Annotated in this window: 20 protein-coding genes; 1 reads left to right on the forward strand and 19 read right to left on the reverse strand. The window is 69.5% G+C overall.

What is annotated here, in order from left to right; genetic code table 11:
• Nucleotides 1–36: 36 nt before the first annotated feature.
• From infA to AC1DEL_RS17450, 4 genes are all read right to left on the reverse strand, one after another.
• Entirely contained in the window at nucleotides 37–258 is a 222-nt protein-coding gene (gene infA, locus AC1DEL_RS17435) for a translation initiation factor IF-1 (RefSeq protein ID WP_092299836.1), read from the reverse strand.
• Nucleotides 251–532, reverse strand: coding sequence for an isochorismatase (locus AC1DEL_RS17440; RefSeq protein ID WP_092299833.1), 282 nt, complete (start codon nucleotides 530–532; stop codon nucleotides 251–253). The genes infA and AC1DEL_RS17440 overlap by 8 nt, the downstream gene beginning before the upstream one ends.
• Before the next feature lie 344 nt (nucleotides 533–876).
• Entirely contained in the window at nucleotides 877–2202 is a 1326-nt protein-coding gene (locus AC1DEL_RS17445; protein ID WP_477126054.1) for a type II toxin-antitoxin system HipA family toxin, read from the reverse strand.
• On the reverse strand, nucleotides 2202–2477 hold the full coding sequence (locus AC1DEL_RS17450; protein WP_092299829.1) for a helix-turn-helix domain-containing protein: 276 nt from the start codon (nucleotides 2475–2477) through the stop codon (nucleotides 2202–2204). The genes AC1DEL_RS17445 and AC1DEL_RS17450 overlap by 1 nt, the downstream gene beginning before the upstream one ends.
• A gap of 244 nt (nucleotides 2478–2721) precedes the next feature.
• Between AC1DEL_RS17450 and AC1DEL_RS17455 the strand changes: the two genes are divergently transcribed.
• A complete protein-coding gene (locus AC1DEL_RS17455) occupies nucleotides 2722–3456 on the forward strand; it encodes an IclR family transcriptional regulator (protein ID WP_092299975.1) in 735 nt (244 codons plus the stop codon).
• A gap of 10 nt (nucleotides 3457–3466) precedes the next feature.
• Here the strand turns inward: AC1DEL_RS17455 and AC1DEL_RS17460 are convergent, their stop codons facing one another.
• The 15 genes from AC1DEL_RS17460 to AC1DEL_RS17530 form a co-directional block, all read right to left on the reverse strand.
• Complete coding sequence (locus tag AC1DEL_RS17460; protein ID WP_441593447.1) at nucleotides 3467–4129, reverse strand: 4'-phosphopantetheinyl transferase family protein; 663 nt, start codon at nucleotides 4127–4129, stop codon at nucleotides 3467–3469.
• Between the two features lie 76 nt (nucleotides 4130–4205).
• Nucleotides 4206–4655, reverse strand: coding sequence for an excinuclease ATPase subunit (locus AC1DEL_RS17465; protein ID WP_092299825.1), 450 nt, complete (start codon nucleotides 4653–4655; stop codon nucleotides 4206–4208).
• Between the two features lie 67 nt (nucleotides 4656–4722).
• The gene (locus AC1DEL_RS17470; protein ID WP_477108142.1) at nucleotides 4723–5952 is read right to left on the reverse strand and encodes a beta-ketoacyl-ACP synthase; all 1230 of its coding nucleotides are present in this window, start codon (nucleotides 5950–5952) and stop codon (nucleotides 4723–4725) included.
• Nucleotides 5949–6680, reverse strand: coding sequence for a 3-oxoacyl-ACP reductase FabG (fabG, locus tag AC1DEL_RS17475; protein ID WP_477110469.1), 732 nt, complete (start codon nucleotides 6678–6680; stop codon nucleotides 5949–5951). Before fabG ends, AC1DEL_RS17470 begins: the two co-directional genes overlap by 4 nt.
• Complete coding sequence (locus tag AC1DEL_RS17480; RefSeq protein ID WP_477126055.1) at nucleotides 6677–7162, reverse strand: hotdog family protein; 486 nt, start codon at nucleotides 7160–7162, stop codon at nucleotides 6677–6679. Before AC1DEL_RS17480 ends, fabG begins: the two co-directional genes overlap by 4 nt.
• Nucleotide 7163: 1 nt before the next feature.
• A complete protein-coding gene (locus AC1DEL_RS17485) occupies nucleotides 7164–8354 on the reverse strand; it encodes a beta-ketoacyl-ACP synthase (RefSeq protein ID WP_477126056.1) in 1191 nt (396 codons plus the stop codon).
• Nucleotides 8351–8953, reverse strand: a complete 603-nt coding sequence (locus AC1DEL_RS17490) for a DUF3261 domain-containing protein (protein WP_441644348.1) — start codon at nucleotides 8951–8953, stop codon at nucleotides 8351–8353. The genes AC1DEL_RS17485 and AC1DEL_RS17490 overlap by 4 nt, the downstream gene beginning before the upstream one ends.
• Nucleotides 8941–10170 (reverse strand): NAD(P)/FAD-dependent oxidoreductase, encoded by a 1230-nt coding sequence (locus AC1DEL_RS17495; RefSeq protein ID WP_092299810.1) that lies wholly within the window; start codon nucleotides 10168–10170, stop codon nucleotides 8941–8943. The genes AC1DEL_RS17490 and AC1DEL_RS17495 overlap by 13 nt, the downstream gene beginning before the upstream one ends.
• A gap of 5 nt (nucleotides 10171–10175) precedes the next feature.
• Nucleotides 10176–12542 carry an MMPL family transporter gene (locus AC1DEL_RS17500; RefSeq protein ID WP_477110484.1) on the reverse strand — a complete coding sequence of 789 codons (2367 nt, stop codon included), beginning with the start codon at nucleotides 12540–12542 and terminating at the stop codon, nucleotides 10176–10178.
• 1 nt (nucleotide 12543) lies between these two features.
• The gene (locus AC1DEL_RS17505; RefSeq protein WP_477126057.1) at nucleotides 12544–13173 is read right to left on the reverse strand and encodes an outer membrane lipoprotein carrier protein LolA; all 630 of its coding nucleotides are present in this window, start codon (nucleotides 13171–13173) and stop codon (nucleotides 12544–12546) included.
• Entirely contained in the window at nucleotides 13170–13586 is a 417-nt protein-coding gene (locus AC1DEL_RS17510; RefSeq protein WP_477126058.1) for an acyl-CoA thioesterase, read from the reverse strand. Before AC1DEL_RS17510 ends, AC1DEL_RS17505 begins: the two co-directional genes overlap by 4 nt.
• A gap of 23 nt (nucleotides 13587–13609) precedes the next feature.
• Nucleotides 13610–14623 carry an LpxL/LpxP family acyltransferase gene (locus tag AC1DEL_RS17515; RefSeq protein WP_092299804.1) on the reverse strand — a complete coding sequence of 338 codons (1014 nt, stop codon included), beginning with the start codon at nucleotides 14621–14623 and terminating at the stop codon, nucleotides 13610–13612.
• The gene (locus AC1DEL_RS17520) at nucleotides 14620–15369 is read right to left on the reverse strand and encodes a glycosyltransferase family 2 protein (protein ID WP_092299801.1); all 750 of its coding nucleotides are present in this window, start codon (nucleotides 15367–15369) and stop codon (nucleotides 14620–14622) included. Before AC1DEL_RS17520 ends, AC1DEL_RS17515 begins: the two co-directional genes overlap by 4 nt.
• Nucleotides 15366–17096, reverse strand: coding sequence for an ApeI family dehydratase (locus tag AC1DEL_RS17525; protein WP_477126059.1), 1731 nt, complete (start codon nucleotides 17094–17096; stop codon nucleotides 15366–15368). The genes AC1DEL_RS17520 and AC1DEL_RS17525 overlap by 4 nt, the downstream gene beginning before the upstream one ends.
• Entirely contained in the window at nucleotides 17089–17646 is a 558-nt protein-coding gene (locus AC1DEL_RS17530; RefSeq protein WP_092299798.1) for a COG4648 family protein, read from the reverse strand. The genes AC1DEL_RS17525 and AC1DEL_RS17530 overlap by 8 nt, the downstream gene beginning before the upstream one ends.
• Between the last annotated feature and the right edge of the window lie 2 nt (nucleotides 17647–17648).

The raw sequence follows: 17648 nt of genomic DNA on the forward strand, positions 1-17648 counted from the left end.
CGGCCTCTTCCAGGTCGGGATGGCTCATGACTGCGCTCAATTCTTGTGCCGGTAGTTGATGCGGCCCTTGGTCAGGTCATAGGGCGACATTTCCAGCGTCACGCGGTCGCCGGCCAGAATCCGGATGCGGTTCTTCTTCATGCGGCCCGACGAATATGCCCACACCTGGAAGCCGTTTTCGAGAACGACGCGGAAACGGTTATCGGGCAGCACTTCGGAAACGTGGCCGCCGAATTCGACGAGATCTTCCTTAGCCATGACGGGCTCCTTGATTAGCGTGGGCAGTGGCGCCCGGTTGATGGTGTCGCGCAGCCAGGCGCGTGATGGCGCCTTCGCCGGCACAGCGGGCGGCATGCTTGGCCCGGGCGGCGGTGCGGTAGGTGTCGTGGCGCATGGCCACGTTGGCCACCACGCGTTCCATGCCGTCCTTGTATTCGCGGATCAGGTAGGCCGCGAACCAGACGCCTGGCTCTTGCTCGATGGGGTACACGGCAACCGTGTACGGCGATTCAATGATTTGCGTTTGCTGCAATGTGATGTGATGTCTCGTTTCGCGTGAACGCGCATGCGCAGGCTGGGCACCGATGTGCGCCTCTGCTTGCCAGTTGGTTCCAACGCGATGGGAAGGGGGTCAATGTGCGCGACACGCACTGAGGCGCATGTCGTCGCGATTGACGCGGAGTGACCGTGCTTGCGTAAGCTGGCGCGCTGGTACGGGGCGTGCCGGGTACGGAGCGGACTTGCCGCCGGTCATTATGGTGACGGGCCACGTGGCCCGGATCGATTCGGGTGTACGCCCGAAGGGTGCCAAAACTGAGTCTTTGTAGTGATGTCGGCACCCGGTCCTGTCGTTTGGAGAGAGGACCAAGTCCGGCATTATAACAGCTTCTTGCCTTGGGCCCTGATGCCATCGAACACGGCCCCGGCCACGTCCTGCGGAAATTCCCGGGGAAGGCGGGCCGCGACGGCGGCGATCGCCGGGTCCATGGCGGCAACGAGTTCGGCGATCATCGACTCCACCTCCGCCTCGGGCAGCCCCACCTGCCGCCCCTGCGCAATCCAGTGCCGACGCTGGATCTGGGCCAGCCGGTAGTAGTTCTGCGAGCCCCGCACCGCCATGGCCATGCGCGCCTTCTGTATGGCGAGTTGATTGGCGCCGCCCCCGACGATGGGATGTGCCGAAAGCACGTCATACAGCGGCGTGGCCCAGTAGCGACCGCCCGGCCCGATGCTCAGGCTGAAGTTCTTGGCATGCCCGTCCGTGGCGGCGAGCATCCAGAACAGGATCTGCGTCTTGAAGAAATTGCGACGATCCGCCTCGCGCGCGTCGGAGCCGGCCAGGATCGCCATGATGTCCGCGATGCCCGGCCCGCCATCGGCCTGATACTTGGCCAGCGGGGACATGCCCATCGCCTGGCAGAAGTCCTCCTGCGGCAGGCGCAGGATCCACTCGCCATCGGGCGCCACGCGCCGGTCGAAACGCTCGACCACGAGCGCCTTCTGATCCTCGAACATCGCCATCTCGCACGCCGCGATGGGCAGGCCGAAGGCCTCGACCAGCTGCGCGCAAAGCCATTCGTTCTCGACGGACGTGCGCATGTCCGCGCGCATATTGCCTACCAGCCCGAGCGGCAGCTTGAGGATATGGGTCGTCGGCGTACTGCCGTGCGGAACGAACCATTGGCCGTCCCGGCGCAGCAGCGCGGTCTTTTCCTGCGCGCCGGCGATCGACAGGCGCAGGTCGGCATCGTCGCCATGCTGGCCGAGGGGCGATCCACTCGTGGTGTCGCGCAGCAAGCGGGCGATGTGGGCGTCATCAGCCGGGCTGCCTTCGATGACGCGCAGTTCTTCGGGTACCTCGCCTTCGGGGAGCAGCTGCAGCGCGCCCACGCAGTCGCGGCCCAGCGCCGTGAGCAGATCGAACGGACCGATCCCACGCGTGCGATAGCGCTGCGCGAGCCGCCGGCGGATGGCGTCGCTATCCGGCAGCAGGTTGTCGAAGTAGTCCGTCACCACGCGGCCGCGATACGGCGCGTTGTCTGACCGGAACGGCATCGAAAGCGACAGCGGCCGGCCTTGCGCGCTGTGGATCCAGCGGGCCGCATAGTGGAAGGTCTCGCCCTCGCTGCCCTGTGCCCACACGCCCGTGAAATGGCCGTTCATCCAGACGCCGAGCTGGCGTCGCAAAGGTCGACGTCCCATTACCAGGGCTCGCTTGGCGGGGGCTGGCGGAGCATGGAGCCGCCGCCGCGATAGTCCTCGTCCCCATCGGTCGACAGGAGCATTTCCACGTCCAGCGCCTGCAATACCGCATGCAGCCGCTCCACGCTGACGCGCGCCGGGTTGGCTTCCAGCCGGGCATAGGTCTGCTGGCTCACCCCCAGGCGCGCCGCGAGTTGCGCCTGGGTCAGCCCGCGGGACTTGCGGAAGCCCTGGAGGATCGGCCGTAACTGGCTGATGATGCGGATGGGATACATAGTCGGATGTATGCTCGGATGGGGGCGCGAATACAGCTAGGAAGTTGTAAAGCCGTTTTACGCCATTTTGGCTGTATTTTCAAGATACAGCCTATCGGGCGTAAAACGGAAATACAGCCATTAAGCTGTATCGACGCGGCCCATCGGGCACGCCGTGGTACATTCCGGCCCCATATCCCTCCTGATTGCATGACACGCCCCGATGCCCGTGCGTCCCGATCCGTCCGCCGCCAAGCCGCCCTCGATGAACGTCAAGACCGCCCTGCGCGTGCTCGAGATCATCGAGACCTTTGCGCGCGAACGGCGCGCGCTGTCGCTCTCGGAGCTCTCCCGGCTGCTGTCCGTGCCAGCCTCTAGCTGCCTGGCGCTGATCCGCACACTGACCTCGCTAGGCTATCTCTATGAGACGGCCCGCAGGCAGGGCTACTACCCCACCGGCCGGCTGCTGGCCATGGCCCAGCAGATTGCCCGGCACGACCCCGTACTCGATCGCGTGCACGGCACCATGAGCGAATTGCGCGAAGCCACCGGGGAGACCATCGTTATCGGCAAGCTGCATGAGGGCCACGCGGTGGTGTATCTCGATGTGCTCGAATCGCCGCACGCGATCCGCTACATCGCCACGGCCGGCGAGCGGCGCGAACTCCATGCGAACTCGATCGGCAAGGCGCTGCTGGCCGCCATGGACGACGCCGAGCGCGCCGCCCTGCTCCCGCAGCTTCCCTTCCAGCCGTTCACCGCGCGCACGCTAGCCACGCCGGCGGCGCTGGAGGACGACCTCCGGCAAGCGCGCGAGCGCGGTGCGTTCGTGAATCTCAGTGAGTCGATGCCTGATGTCGGCGCGCTGGCCTGGCCGGTGCGGTTGTCGGGCGAGAGTTACGCGATTTCGATTGCCGGCCCGGTCTACCGGATCGAGCCGCATCTGGAGCGCTACGCGGCCATCCTGCGCGCGGCGTGCGCGGCGCTGGAGAAGATCTAGCCAGGCGGATCTAGTCGATCTGCTGCGCGCGGAGGCGCCATCCGGCCGGATTGGGCACCGACACCGAGGCCAGCGGCGCCGAAGCCGTCAGCGCCAGCACCGCGTCATCGCGCCGCCATGTGATGCCATTGGCGTGCGCCATCTGCACCGGCACGGCTTCCACCACGTGGCCCATCATGGTCCGGAACAGATTGCCGCCGTGGCACTTGATCCAGGCTTCCTTGAGCGTCCAGAGCTCGTAGAACGCCTCCAGCTTCGCCAACTCGTCACCCACGTCCAGCAAGGCCGGCAACGCGTCGCGCTCGGCCTCCGTGGTGGTGGCCTCGATCAGCGTGTCCAGGTGCTTGCGCGGCTGCATGTCCTCGATGTCGATGCCAACCGGCAGGTCGGACACGGCGCAAGCGAGGTGATCACCCGAATGGGCAATCGACAGGAATACCGGCGTGCCGACGGCCCCCCTGGTATGGGTCGCCAGCGGCGGCGCATCCTCGGCGGCCGACAGCGACCATTCCGCCGCCTCCCCGCCGAACGTCACCGCCAGCAGCCGCCGGGCGAGCCAGCGGCCCGCTGCGAACTGCTCGGCGCGGGCCCGGGCACGCATGGCGGCCAGCCGCGCCAGTTCCTCGGGTGACATCCAACGGCTGACGGGCGGCGCCATGGCCGCGAATGCCATGACCGATCCTGTGCGCAGCGCGAGCGGCATGGCAATCGTCCTGAAAACGTCTCAAACAGGTCCCGTCGATGGCGCCTTACTTGGCGGCCACCTTGGCGTAGGTGCCCTTCAGCGTCACGCCCACCACCACGGCGCCGGCGTGGCATTCGTACTCGGTGTTGCTGGCGTTGGTGTCCTTCTTGTAATAGCTCACCATGTCCACCACCGCATTCACGCCCAGCGACTTGGCCTTGTCCTGGAACGAGATCAGCGCCGAGAGCGCGGCCCAGCGGCACGCTTCCTCATCGGCCTTGCCCACGCCGTTGGTCTTTTTGTTCGAGACGTCGCTGTCCTTCTTCTCGAGCACCTTCGGCGTCTTCTGGCCGGCCAGGTAGAACGCAACCGATCCGTCGAGCTTTTCCTTGGCTTCCGGCATGTTCAGGACGTCCTGGAACGGCAGCATGTACTTGGTGTCGCGCGCGGCGGCAGGGGTGGACAGCAGCGTGCCTGCACAGGCGAGGGCAACCAGCGGGAGAGCGAATTTCATTGACCTTCCTTTGTTCTTGATTGTTAAGGGATGAAAACGGCGGTACGGCTCGGGTACGGCTTCCTGCTCAGGCGTCCCAGCGGCGGAACACCAGCGAGGTGTTGATGCCGCCGAACGCGAAATTGTTGCTCATCACGTACTCGGTGTCGAGTCGGCGGCCTTCGCCCATGATGTAGTCCAGCGGCGCGCAGCGCGGATCCGGGTTGACGAGGTTCACCGTGGGCGCGAACCAGCCGTCGCGCATCATCTCGATGGTCATCCACGCCTCCAGCGCCCCGCACGCGCCCAGCGTATGGCCGAGGTAGCTCTTCAGCGAGCTGACCGGCACGGCGCCACCCAGCACCGCGTGCGTGGCGTGGGATTCGGCGATGTCGCCATGGTCGGTGGCCGTGCCGTGCGCATTGACATAGCCGATGCGATCCGGCGCCAGCCCGGCGTCCTCCAGCGCCTGCCGCATGGCCACGGCCATCGTCGCGGCCTGCGGCTGGGTCACGTGCGCGCCGTCGCTGTTGGTGCCGTAGCCGACGATCTCCGCCAGGATGCGCGCGCCGCGCGCCTGGGCGTGCTCCAGTTCCTCGAGCACCAGCGTGCCGGCGCCCTCGCCCAGCACCAGCCCGTCGCGGTCTGCGTCGAACGGGCGCGGCGTGGCCTCGGGGGCGTCGTTGCGCGTGCTGGTGGCGAACAGCGTGTCGAAGACGGCCGCCTCGGTCGCATCCAGTTCCTCGCCGCCGCCAGCCAGCATCGCCACCTGCCGGCCCGCGCGGATCGTCTCGTAGGCGTAGCCGATCCCCTGGCTGCCGGACGTACACGCGCTCGACGTGGTCAGAATCCGTCCGGTGATGCCGAAGAACACCCCGATATTGACCGCCGTGGTGTGCGGCATCATGCGGATATAGGTGGTGGCGCTGATGTCCTCGGTGGTGCGCTCGCTCATCATCCGGCCAAAGTCCTGGATCGCGGACGGCGTGCCCGTGGACGAGCCGTAGGCGATGCCCATCTGCCCGCCCGTGATGATCGAATGGCCGGTCAGCCCGGCATCCGCCAGCGCGGCCTCGCTGGCCAGCACCGCCATCAGGGCGACCCGCCCCATGGACCGCGTGGCCTTGCGCGTGTAGTGGGCCGGCAGCGCGAACGGCGGCACCGGTGCCGCCAGCTGCGTGTTCAGGCCCTTGATGTCGGCCCACTCCGGCATCTGCACCACGGCATTGCGGCCGCTGGCCAGGCGCGCGCGCACCGTGGTCCAGTCGTTGCCCAATGCGCTGATTGCGCCCGCGCCGGTTACGACAACCCGCTTCATCCGAACATCCCCCCGTTCACCGAAATCACCTGCCGTGTAATGTAACCGGCATCCGGCGAGAGCAGGAAGGCCACCGTGGCCGCCACCTCGTCCGGCGTGCCCATGCGCCGCGCGGGAATCATCTTCAGCGCTTCCTCGCGCACATGCTCGTCCACCATTTCCGTGTCGATCAGCCCCGGCGCCACGCAGTTCACCGTGATATGGCGCTTGGCCAGTTCGATGGCGAGCGCCTTGGTGGCGCCGATGATGCCGGCCTTGGCGGCGCTGTAGTTGGTCTGGCCGCGGTTACCCACCAGCCCGGACACCGACGACAGCGTGACGATGCGGCCCGGCTGGCGGCGCTGCACCATCGGCATCACCAGCGGATTGAGCACGTTGTAGAAGGCGTCGAGATTGGTATGCACCACCTCATCCCATTCCTCCCCGCTCATGGCCGGGAACGCCGCGTCCCGCGCGATGCCAGCGTTGCAGACCACGCCGTAGTAGGTGCCGTGTTCCTCGATGTCGGCATGCAGCACGCCGGCGGTGGCCTGGCGGTCGCTGATGTCGAAGGCCAGCACGCGCGCGTTGCGGCCGAAGGCGCGCACGGCGTCGGCCACGGAGTCGGCGTCGTCCCGGCGGGCGCGGCAGTGCACCACCACGTCGTAGCCGTCGCGCGCGAGCCGCAGCGCAATGGCGCGGCCAATGCCGCGCGAGGAGCCCGTGACCAGCACGGTCTTGTTCGTCATGCTTGCTGCCCCTGGAGAAACGCCTGCGCGTCCGCAGGCTGGAAAACGGAAACATTGGCGCGCGCCACGTCGCGGCCATCCATCTCGAGCGTGCAGGCGAACATGCCGAGGCCGTTGTCCCCGATCAGTTCCACCTGGGTGCGGATGGTCAGCACGCTGCCCACCGGAAATGCGGGCACGTCGCAGGCATAGCGGCGCGAGCCAAGCAGGAAGCCCAGCCCCGGCGGGCGGCCCGCCGCGCGCTCGCGCACACCGGCCCAGGCGGCAATCGTCTGGGCCATATATTCGATACCGACCCAGCCGGGCATGCCGGCATCGTCCACGAACAACTGCGTGGCGCGCACCGTGGCGCGGGCCACGCAGTACTCGCCATCGGCCTCAACCAGTTCGTCGATCAGCCGCATGGCGCCCGCGTGGGGCACCACGTCGGACACCGGCGGCAGGAGTGGCGTGAAGTCAGGCTTCGTGTCAGATGTCGTCACGTCAGCCCTCCCCCATCACCAGCACGCTGTTGCTGCCGCCGAAGGCGAACGAATTGCTCATCACGTAGCGCGGGGCCCGGCCCAGCGACTCGTCCGCGCCCACCACGTGCAGCGGCGGCAGCGTCGGATCGGCCGCGCCGTCCCACCAGTGGGCCGGCAGCCGGCCACGCGGGTTGTCGGTCATGGTCAGCACCATCAGCGCCGCTTCCACGGCGCCGGCAGCGCCCAGCGTGTGCCCGGTCTGCGGCTTGGTCGAGCTGACCGGCACGTCGTGCCCGAGCAGGTCCGCCACGGCGCGGGATTCCATCGCGTCGTTCTGCTCGGTGGCCGTGCCGTGCAGGTTCAGGTAGTCGATGTCGGCCGGCTGCACGCCAGCGCGCGTCAGGGCCTCCTGCATGGCGGCGCGGGCGCCCGCGCCGGCCGGGTCGGGCGCGGACATATGGTGTGCATCGGACGTCTCGCCCCAGCCAGCCAGCCGCACCGGCCCGGCGTCGCACGACATCAGGAACAATGCCGCGCCCTCGCCCAGGTTGATGCCGTGGCGATGGGCCGACAGCGGATTGCACCGCTCCGCGCTGACTGAGTCGAGCGAGCGGAACCCGGCGATCGTGAACGCGCACAGCGTGTCCACGCCACCGGCGATGGCGACATCGGCCATGCCCTGTTCCAGCAGCCGCGCGGCGGCGGCCAGCGCCTTCGCGCTCGACGAGCACGCCGTGGAAATCGTATAGGCCGGCCCGGCCGTGCCCAGCGCCAGCGCGAGGTACTGCGCGGGCGAGCCCAGCTCCTGCTGGCCATAGTGGAAGGCATCCGGCCACGTGCCGGCCGCGTGCCGCGCGCGCACGGCCAGCTCGCCGTCGCTGATACCCGAGGTGCTGGTGCCGAGCACGATGGCCACGCGGGTCGGACCCACGCGGGCGATGGCAGCTTCCACGGCGGGGCGCAGCGCGTCCAGCGTGCGGTCCAGCAGCGCATTGTTGCGGCTGAACAGCGCGGGGGCGATGCCAGCCGGCAGGTCGGTGGCGGCCACCGGCTCGCGCACGGTGCCCAGGTGCAGCGGCGTGCCGGGCGTGTAGCGGTCAGTGACTTCGCCGCCCGTCGGGCCGTCCGTGCGCCACAGCGCGGCGCGCACGGCGTCGTTGCCGCTGCCCAGCGCGCAGATGACATTCATCGCGTTCAGGAAGATCGTCATGGCCGTGCTCCTTCGCCCTGCAGCGTGCGGATGGTCAGCCGGTAGCCGTCGCGGCGCTGCACGAATTCCGTGGTGGCGGCGTCGGGATAGCGGATCTCGGCCACGAGTTCGTCACCGGCCAGCAGGCGGCGCGTGGCCGGCGTGGCGTCCAGGCGCCAGCCCGGCGGCAGCGCCGCGCGAATGGCCGCCACGGGCCAGAGCGACAGCTGCAGATCACTGAGGATACGCTCCGGCACGAGTTCCGCGGGCGCCCATGGCGCGCGTGTCACGTGCAGGTCACTGCCGTCCCAGTCCAGCCGGGCCAGCACCTGTCCGCCGGCCAGCGCGGCCAGCCGGGTGTGGCCGGCGTCGGCCTCCAGCAGCGCGAGGATGTCCCGCGTCTGCTCGCCCTGCGGCGACGGATAGCGCACCGTGATCTGCTGCTGCAGATGCAGGGTGCGACCGAGCGACGCGGGCGGCAGGCGCAGCAGCGGCACCGCCGGGCGGCCCGCTTCCGCCACGGGCGGCGTGGGGCCGGCCGGCGGCGTCGCGGCGCAACCGGCCAGCACGGCAAACGCCGCGCCGGCCAATATCGAACACGTCAGCCTCAGACCGCGCAAAGCTGCTCCAGCACGTTGAGGCGCCGCCGGGACTCGGCCACGAAGGGGTTGCTGCGGTCCCAGGCGTAGCCGGCCAGAATCGACGAGATCATCCGGCGAATCTCGGGCGTGGCGTTCGGATGGAAGATCAGGGTCTGGAAGCGGCCTTCGTACCAGGCTTCGACGAAGGTGCGGAAGCAATCCACGCCGGCCTTCAGCGGCTTGGCGTAGTCGGCCTCCCAGTCCACGGTCTCGCCGGCCAGCTGGCGGGCGAGGCAGGCGGTGGCCAGGCTGGCCGATTTGAAGGCGATGGTCACGCCCGACGAGAACACCGGGTCCAGGAACTCGCCGGCATTGCCGAGCAGCGCGTAGCCATTGCCCCAGAGCGAGCTGACGTTGGCCGAATAGCCGACGATCTGCCGCGCCGGCGTGTCCCAGTTGGCGTCGCGCAGCAGGTGCGCCAGCCCCGGTTCCTCGCTGACCAGCTGCTTCAGCTTGGCCATCTCGTCGCCCGGATACTGGTCCAGGAAGGACTTCTCCGCCACCACGCCCTGCGAGCAGCGGCCGTTCGAGAACGGAATGGTCCAGTACCAGACATCGACATGCTCGGGATGCACGCCGATGCGGATCTTGTTGCGGTCGAAGGTGCCGGGCGCCACGCGGTCTTCCACGTGCGTGAAGATGGCTGCGCGTACCGGGAAGTTCGACGGGGACTCGAGCTTCAGCAGGCGCGGCAGGATGCGACCGAAGCCGGAGGCATCGAGCAGGCACTTCGCCTGCACGTTGTACGCCTGCCCGTCCGGGTCGCGCACTGTGACCACCGGCTGCGCGCCGGTGACATCCACCGCTTCCACCACGTGGCGGAAGCGCACCTCGGCGCCCTGCTTCTCGGCCTCGCGGATCAGCACGTCGTCGAAATGCGCGCGCTGCACCTGGTAGGTGGTGCCCCAGCCCTTGGAGAACTTGTCGCGGAAGTCGAATTCCGTGTAGCGGTCGCCCCGGGCGAAGGCGGCGCCGTTCTTGTACTGGAACCCGGCCTCCACCACGGCCTGCAGCATGCCGGCTTCCTCGATGTATTCCATGCTCTGCGGCAACAGGCTCTCGCCGATGGAGAAGCGCGGGAACGTCTCCTTCTCGATGACCAGCACCTGGACGCCGCGCTTGCGCAGCAGGCCAGCCGCCACCGAGCCAGCGGGCCCGGCGCCGACGATCAAAACCTCCACCTGTTCCGTTTTCATATGGATCAACCCTGTTCAGCTTGTTGTTGTGAGGCATGCCGGGCGAATGGCCGGAACCATGGCGACAGCACCCAGACCGCGCCCACGCCCGAAAGCATGGTCATGCCGAACGCATGCAGCGCCGGCGTGGAAGACAGTGCGAGCAGCCCGAACGCCAGCAGCGTGCTGGCCGCCCCGAGCACGATGGCGGTCCAGGACACGCCATCGCCGGGATGCTCGAGCAAAAATATGCCGTAATCGACACCTACGCCCAGCAGCAACGCCAGCGCCAGCACCGAAAACAGTTGCAACGGCACGCCGAGCCAGCCCAGCACGGCCACGCTGAAGGCGGCGGCCAGCAGCGTGGGCGCCAGCGCGCGCCAACCCTCGCGGCCATAGCGCCACGCCAGCAGCAGGGCCACGCCGGCCGCACCGGCCAGCAGCAGCCAGCTCATCAGCACGCGGTAATGGTGCAGCAGGAAGGACAGATCGGCGATGCGGTCGGCCCACTCGGCACCCTGCACCGTGTTAACGGCGGCGGCGATGCCAGACATGACTGCCGGATTTTCCAGCCCGCGCAGCAACATCACGCTGGCGTAGCCGCTGCCCTCGCGGTCCAGCCACAGATGACGCAGCGTGCCCGAGACCGGATTGGCCAGCCAGGCGGGCAGCGTCAGCACGGCGTCGGCCGGGGACGCCGCCGGCGCGGCAATCGACCCACCCAGCGTGCGGGCCACCCGCTCGCGCACGGCAGCTTCTTGACGGCCGGCCAGCGCGGCGTCCGCGCGTTGGCGGGCGGCGGACGGCACCCAGTCGGAAATCGCCAGGAAGCCGGCCAGCTCGCCGCGCCGGATGGCCGGCGCCAGCGCGGCCTTGACGGCCTCCTCGCGCGCCAGCACCTCGTCCGGCGTGGCACCGCGTACGAGCACGAACTGCGCGGGGCTCGGCGTGCCGAGCAGGCGGCCCGTGAGGCGCTGCGCCTCGATCAACGCCGGCGGCGAGCTTTGCAGCTGGCGCACGTCATCGACAACCCGCACCTGCCAGATCCCCGGCACGATAAACAGGGCCAGCGCCCCGAGCGCCAGCGCCGTGCGCCGGTCCGCCCGCACGCGCGGCCAGCGGGCGAGGCTCTGGGCCAGCCAGCTCGACACCCGCGTGGGCCGCAGCGCGCCCCGGTCCAGCAGTGGAAACCAGAACACCACGGTCAGGAACGCGGCGACCAGCCCCACCGCCGAGAACAGCGCCATCTGGCGCAGCCCCGGGAACGGCGCGATGCCGAGCGCCAGGTATGCCACCACGCTGGTCGCCAGCGCCAGCGCCATGCCCGGCAGCAGATGGCGCATGACCGATGGCGGCGTGGCGCGCGGCAGCGCCTGCCGCGAGACGAAGTAATGGATACCGAAGTCCTCCGCCACGCCCACCAGGCTGGCGCCGAACACCAGCGTGATCAGGTGCACGCGGTCGAAGACGATGGCCGTGGCCGAGATCGCCGCCGCCGTGCCGATGGCCAGCGACAGCCCCACCAGCACGATCGGCCGCAGCGAGCGGAACGCCAGCCAGACCAGCAGCAGCACCGCCGCCAGCGAGCCCCAGCCGATCACGTTCATTTCGAAATTCGCCTGCGCGGCGGCGGCCTCCGCGTGCAGCGGAATGCCGGCGGCCACTACGCGCACGTCCGCATCGCCCTGCCGCGCAGCGGCCTCGGCGGCGCGCAGCAGGTCGCTGTAGTCGGTACTGCCGCTGACCGAGAATGCCGGTTTGGTGATGTGGTACGTCAGCAGCACCCACTCCTTGCCATCGCCGGACAAGGCGGCCAGCCCGTCGCGCTCCTGCACGCGCGTCACGGCGGCGCGGGAGAGCCACCAGTCCTGCCACAGCCCAAGCGGATCGGCGGCCCAGTCGGTCAGGCGCGGCCCGGTGGAGAGCTGGTAGAGGCGCGTCAGCGCCTGCTGGGCGAGTTGGTCCGGATGACCTTGCTGCAACTGCTGACGCTGGGCGTCGGTGAGCAGGCGGTCCCGCCACGGGCGATAGAAGTCGAGCGCCTTGTCGAAGTCGAACGCGGCGATCTTGTCCACCGGTTGCAGCAGCGTGCCGCCCTGCGCCGTGGCTTGGCTGAAGCGCTGCGCGGCGGCGCGCGTGCGCGCCCAGTCCGGGCTGCCGACGAGCACCACCACCTCCTGCGCCACGCTGTCGGCCAGCCGGCGCAGCACGCGGTCCGCCGCAGCGGTGCGCTCGCTGGTCGGCAGCAGCGCCATCACATCCGTATCGAGCCGCGAGCCGCGCCAGAACTGCACCTGATGGGCGATCATCGCCAGCACGATCAGCAGCCAGACGATGGCCAGCCCACGCGCCAGCCGCGTGATGCCGCCCTGCATCGCCACGCCGCCCGCCACGTTACTCAAAGCGCTGCTCCTCGGCCGGGGTCAGCCTGGCGGCGGCGGCTGGGTCGATCATGCGGACCACGGTGCTGTCGCCGCCGGCTTCCTCGAGCCGCACGTCGCGCACGAACTTGTCGCCGGCCAGCTCGATCCGGGTGAACACGCGCCGCATGCCGGCATCCTTTGGGATCAGCGTCAGCGCCCATCCGGCGCTGCCGGCCAGCTTGCCGGTCACGTCGAAACGCGCGGACAGCCCGCGCAGGTCGCCGCGCAGCACGGCGATCATCGACTCGCCGACCACGCGCATCGCAGGCTGGGATTCGGCTTGCATCCGCTGCTGCACGCTGCCATCGGCGCCGCGCATCACCAGCTTCTCAGGGGTGACCAGCAGGCTCGACGGGAACGGCTCGCGCGTCTGCCAGACCACGCCACGGCCGCGCGCGAGCACGAAATCGCCCCGCGAGACCAGCGGATTGCTGAAGCCGGACAGCCGGCGCGTCTGCTCGAACCGGCCCCGGATCACGGGCGCATCGGCCAGCCGCTTGGCCACCGAGGCCAGCAGGTCGTCGGCATGGGCCGGCAGCGCCGGCAACATCACCACCAGCGCCAGTGCGCCAGCAGCGGCCAGAACCTGGCGGCGCCTCACGACGGCACCCCGAGCTTCTTCAGCAGCACCGGCGGGCAGACGTAGAGCATCTCCTGCGTCGTCATGTCCACGGCTACCTGGATCGAATAGCCCTTGGTCAGCCGCTGGCCAGACGCCGCATCGCGGATCTCGTAGTCGATCTTGAGCCGGTTTTCCCATTCGACGATGGTGGCGCGCACGATCATCGACTGGCCGTAGACCAGCGGGCGCACGTACTTGACGCGCAGGTCCACCACCGGCCACGCGTAGCCGGAATCGCGCATCTGGGGGTAGTCGTAGTCGATCTGCTTGAGCAGCGCGCAGCGCGCCACTTCGAAGTAGCGCACGTAGTTGCCGTGCCAGACCACGTTCATCGGGTCGAGGTCGTGGAACGCCGGCGTCAGCGTGATCTCGTGGCTGAAAGCTTTGGACATAGGTCTCCGGTGGGCGGCGCGGCTTAGTGCGCGTCCTGGCGCGCGTCCTGCGCGTCCTGGCGACCGGTACGGACCGGATCGTCCGCCCAGAAGTCGTAGAAGTTGAACCAGTCGAATGGCGAGCGCACCAGCAGCGCCTCCAGCCATGCGGCGTAAGTCGTGGCCAGCGCGGTCAGCGCGGCGTCACGGCTCGCACGTGGGAGCGTCACCGCGCGCGTGAGTTCCGTGAAACGCAGCAGATGGCCGTCGCCATGGCGCACGCAGCCCATGGCGTACAGCGGGCAGCGCATCAGCCCCGCCAGCACGTACGGGCCCACCGGGAAACGCGCCGGCGCGCCCAGGAACGGCACGCGCACCGCCCGGCCGCCGTGCGCGGGCGCGCGGTCGCCAGCAATCGCCACGAACTCGCCCGCCTGCACCTTGGCCGCCAGTTCCAGCGCCGTGGCGGGCGAGATATCGTCCACCTGATAGAGCTGGAGGCCCGATTTGGGATCGAGCCGCGACAGGATCCGGTTGAATCGCTCGGCATGGGCGGTGTGCACCAGCACGGTCAGCCGCAGCCCCTGCCGCTGGTTGGCCAGCACCCGGCACAGCTCCAGGCAGCCCATATGCGCGGTCATGATGATGCCGCCCTGCCCGCTGGCGATCTGGTCCAGCAGCACCTGGTGGCCTTCCCGCGTGACGTTGCCGAAGCGGTACTGGCCGCCGATGGACAGCAGCTTGTCCAGCAGCGTGTCTGCGAACGAGAACAGGTGGCGCAGCGTATGGCGCCAGGTGGGCTGCGCGCCGATCGCGCCGGCGGTGGCCTCCATGCGCGTGAGGTAGTCCATCGACGCCCGGCGCGCCAGCGGATGCGAGATCCAGTAATAGGTGACCACCGGGTACAGCACCGCCCGGAACAGCGTGCGGCCGAAGACGCGATAGAGCCCGTACAGGCACCAGACGCCCCAGACGCACGTGGCCTCGCCGATGGTGCTCCAGTGGCGCGACGGCGTGCGGCGCGTGGCGGCGTCAGCCGTAGGCTTCGCCGTGCTCATGCCGGCCTCACCCTGCGCCAGAGCAGGCGCGGCAGCCGCCACACCATGCCGAAGAACAGCCGCGTATGCATGCGCGAGATCAGCACGTTGTCGCGCCACGCCTGGAAGTGCGAGACGCCATCGGACGGATACGTCACGCGCGTCGGCACGTTGACGATGCGCACGCCGCGCCAGACCAGATGCACCAGCACCTCGGTGTCGAACTCCATGCGCCGGCCGAGGTCCACGTCGCGCATCAGGGCGGTTACCGCCGCCAGCGGGTAGACCCGCAGGCCGCACATCGAATCCTTGATCTGGAACGAGAGCGTGTTGATCCAGACCCAGATGTGCGTCAGGTAGCGCGCGTAGAGCCGCAGGCGCGGCACCGAGTCGTCGTAGACCGGGTGGCCGCAGATCATCGCGGCAGGCTGGGCCTGCGCCAGCGCGGTGAACTGGGGAATGCAGCCGGCGTCGTGCTGGCCATCGGCATCGATCTGCAGCGCGTGCGTGTAGCCGAGCCGCGCGGCTTCCGTGAAGCCGGCCATGATCGCGCCGCCCTTGCCCTGATTCACGGACAGGCGGATCAGGCGGACGCGCTCGGGGTGCGCGGCGGCAATCTCGCGGAGCACCTGCTCGCAGGCGGGGCTGCTGCCGTCGTCCACCAGCAGGCACGGCAGCGGATGCGCGAGGATGGCATCGACCATGGCGCCGATGGCGCCTTCGTGGTCATAGACCGGCACGAGCACAACCGGACGGAACGGCGTCATGGCGTATCGGGATGAAAAACGATCTTGCCGCTGGCGTGCGGGCCGGTGTCGGATGTCAGCCGGAAGCCGAGCGCGAGGGCGTCTGGCTGCCACGTCAGCGCCATGCGCACCGTGGTGCCAGGCTGGATCACGGCCTGGAACTTGAGCGTGTCCAGCCGCGCGAAGCGCTCGCGCGGCGGAATCGGCAGCCGCTGGGGCGCCAGCGCCATCACCCAGTCCACCTGGGCCACGCCCGGCACGATCGGGGTATCGGGGAAGTGGCCGTCGAAGATCGCCAGGTCATCGGTCACCTCCAGCGCGGCGGTGGCCGAGGTGGCCGAATTGGCCTCAGCGTCCAGCCAGTGCGCAGCCGGCACCGTGCGGCGGAACAGGTCGCGCAGCATGGCTTCGGTGGTCTTGCCCTGCGCGTTGCACGGCAGCGCCGGCACGAAGGCCCAGCGACGCGGCAGCGCCACCGGGTCCACGGCGTCGGCCAGTTGCGCGCGCAGCGCGGCGGTCAACGCGGCACGCCCATGGGTGTCGAGGAGTGCCTGTCCGGCGTCGCCAGGCACCACGGCGGCGGCCACGCGGGTGCCGACATCGAGTTCGACCATGACGACCCGCGCCTCCCGCACCAGCGGCGAGGCGGCCAGCCGCTGCTCGATCTGCGTCAGCGAGACGCGTTTTTCCTCGATCTTGACGATGCGGTCGGCGCGACCTGCCAGCACGAAGCTGTCGTCGCCGGCGGGCAGCGCGCGGTCCGCGCAGACGTACCAGTCGTCATCGGCCAGATGCGGCGAGCGCACGGCCAGGAAGCCGTCCTGCAGGCGCCAGGCGATGCCGGGCAGCGCCGTCCAGCGGTCCGCCTGCACGGCGCGCTGGCGCCAGGCGATGCCGCCGGTCTCGGAGCTGCCGAATACTTCGATGGGGGAGCGGCCGGTGTGGCGCAGCGCGTCCGCCGCAGCCTCGGGCGGGAGCGGCCCGCCGGACGAGAACACCGCCTGCAGCACCGGGCGCGTGACGGGCCAGTCGAGCGCATCGGGCATACGCTTCAGGTGCGCCGGGCTGCTGACCAGCACCGCCGGGCGGGCGTCGTCCGCGCAGGCGCGTACCAGTTCCTCATGGAAGGCGAGCCGCGCGCCGGGCATCGGCCGGCCCGCCGCCAGCGGCCAGAGCACCGTGAAGAGCAGGCCGTAGATGTGCTGGTGCGAGACCGTGCTCAGCACGTGCACATCGGCGGGCAGCCGCGCGCCAAAGGCTTGCTGGAGCGTATGGACCTCCGCGTCGAGCTGGGCCAGGCGCTTGTCGATGGCGCCGGGCTCGCCGGTGGACCCCGAGGTGAACAGCGTGACCCAGGTGTCGTGCGTGCTTAGCGGGAGCCAGTCGGCCTCCCCTGCCCCCGGAGTTGTTCCGGGCGCTGGCACCAGGCCGCCCGGCAACTCGCCGGCCCAGCCATCGGCATGGCCGCGCAGCGCCGCGAGCGTCTCCGTGCGGGTATCGCCGGGCAGCACCACGTGCTTGCCGGCATGCCACGCGCCGAACAGCGCGGCGGCGAAATCGGCCGTGCCCTCGAAGTACAGCGCCCAGCGCGCGCCTGGCGCCGCCGCGAAGGCCCGGCGCCACGCCGCCACACTGGCGACGAACGCTGCCGCCTGGGCATCGCCTTGCGCGGCCCGTGCCGCCTGGGCAGCCATCCCGGCGCCAACGCCCGTGAAGCCGGTGAAACCACTGAGCGCGGGCTCAGTCATGACGATTCTCCGCATGCCGCGCACGCGCGCGCTGCCGCACCAGCCATTCGCCGGCGAACATCGCGCCGATCAGGCCATAGGCAATCGCGCCGTTGTACAGCGCCCAGACCCGGTCGCTGGCGGCCAGCGCGGTCACGGCGGCAACGGCGCCATTGCAGATAAAGAACACGCACCAGGCCTGCGTCACGCGGCGCGTATAGGCCACGCCGCTGGGCGGCAGGTTCGGCTCGCGCAGCCGGGCCATGCGTTCCACCAGCGAGGGCGGATGGCGCAGGCTCCAGCCGAACACGCCCAGCATCGCCACGTTCACGAGCACCGGGTAGAGCTTCAGCGGCAGCGCGTGGTCGGAGGCCAGCACGATCAGGGCCAGCCCCGCCGCGAGCACCGCCATCGCCCGCCAGCCGGCCTGGCGGCTGGTGCCGGCGCGCAGCAGGGCGAGCGCGACCAGCGCCAGCGCCATCACGCGCGGCGAGAAGTGCTGCAGACCCAGGTAGATCACCACCGGGTACGACAGCGTCAGCAGCCCCAGCCCCCACTTGCGCCAGGTCATCG

It is taken from the genome of Cupriavidus sp. 10L43_2, from assembly GCF_056395265.1.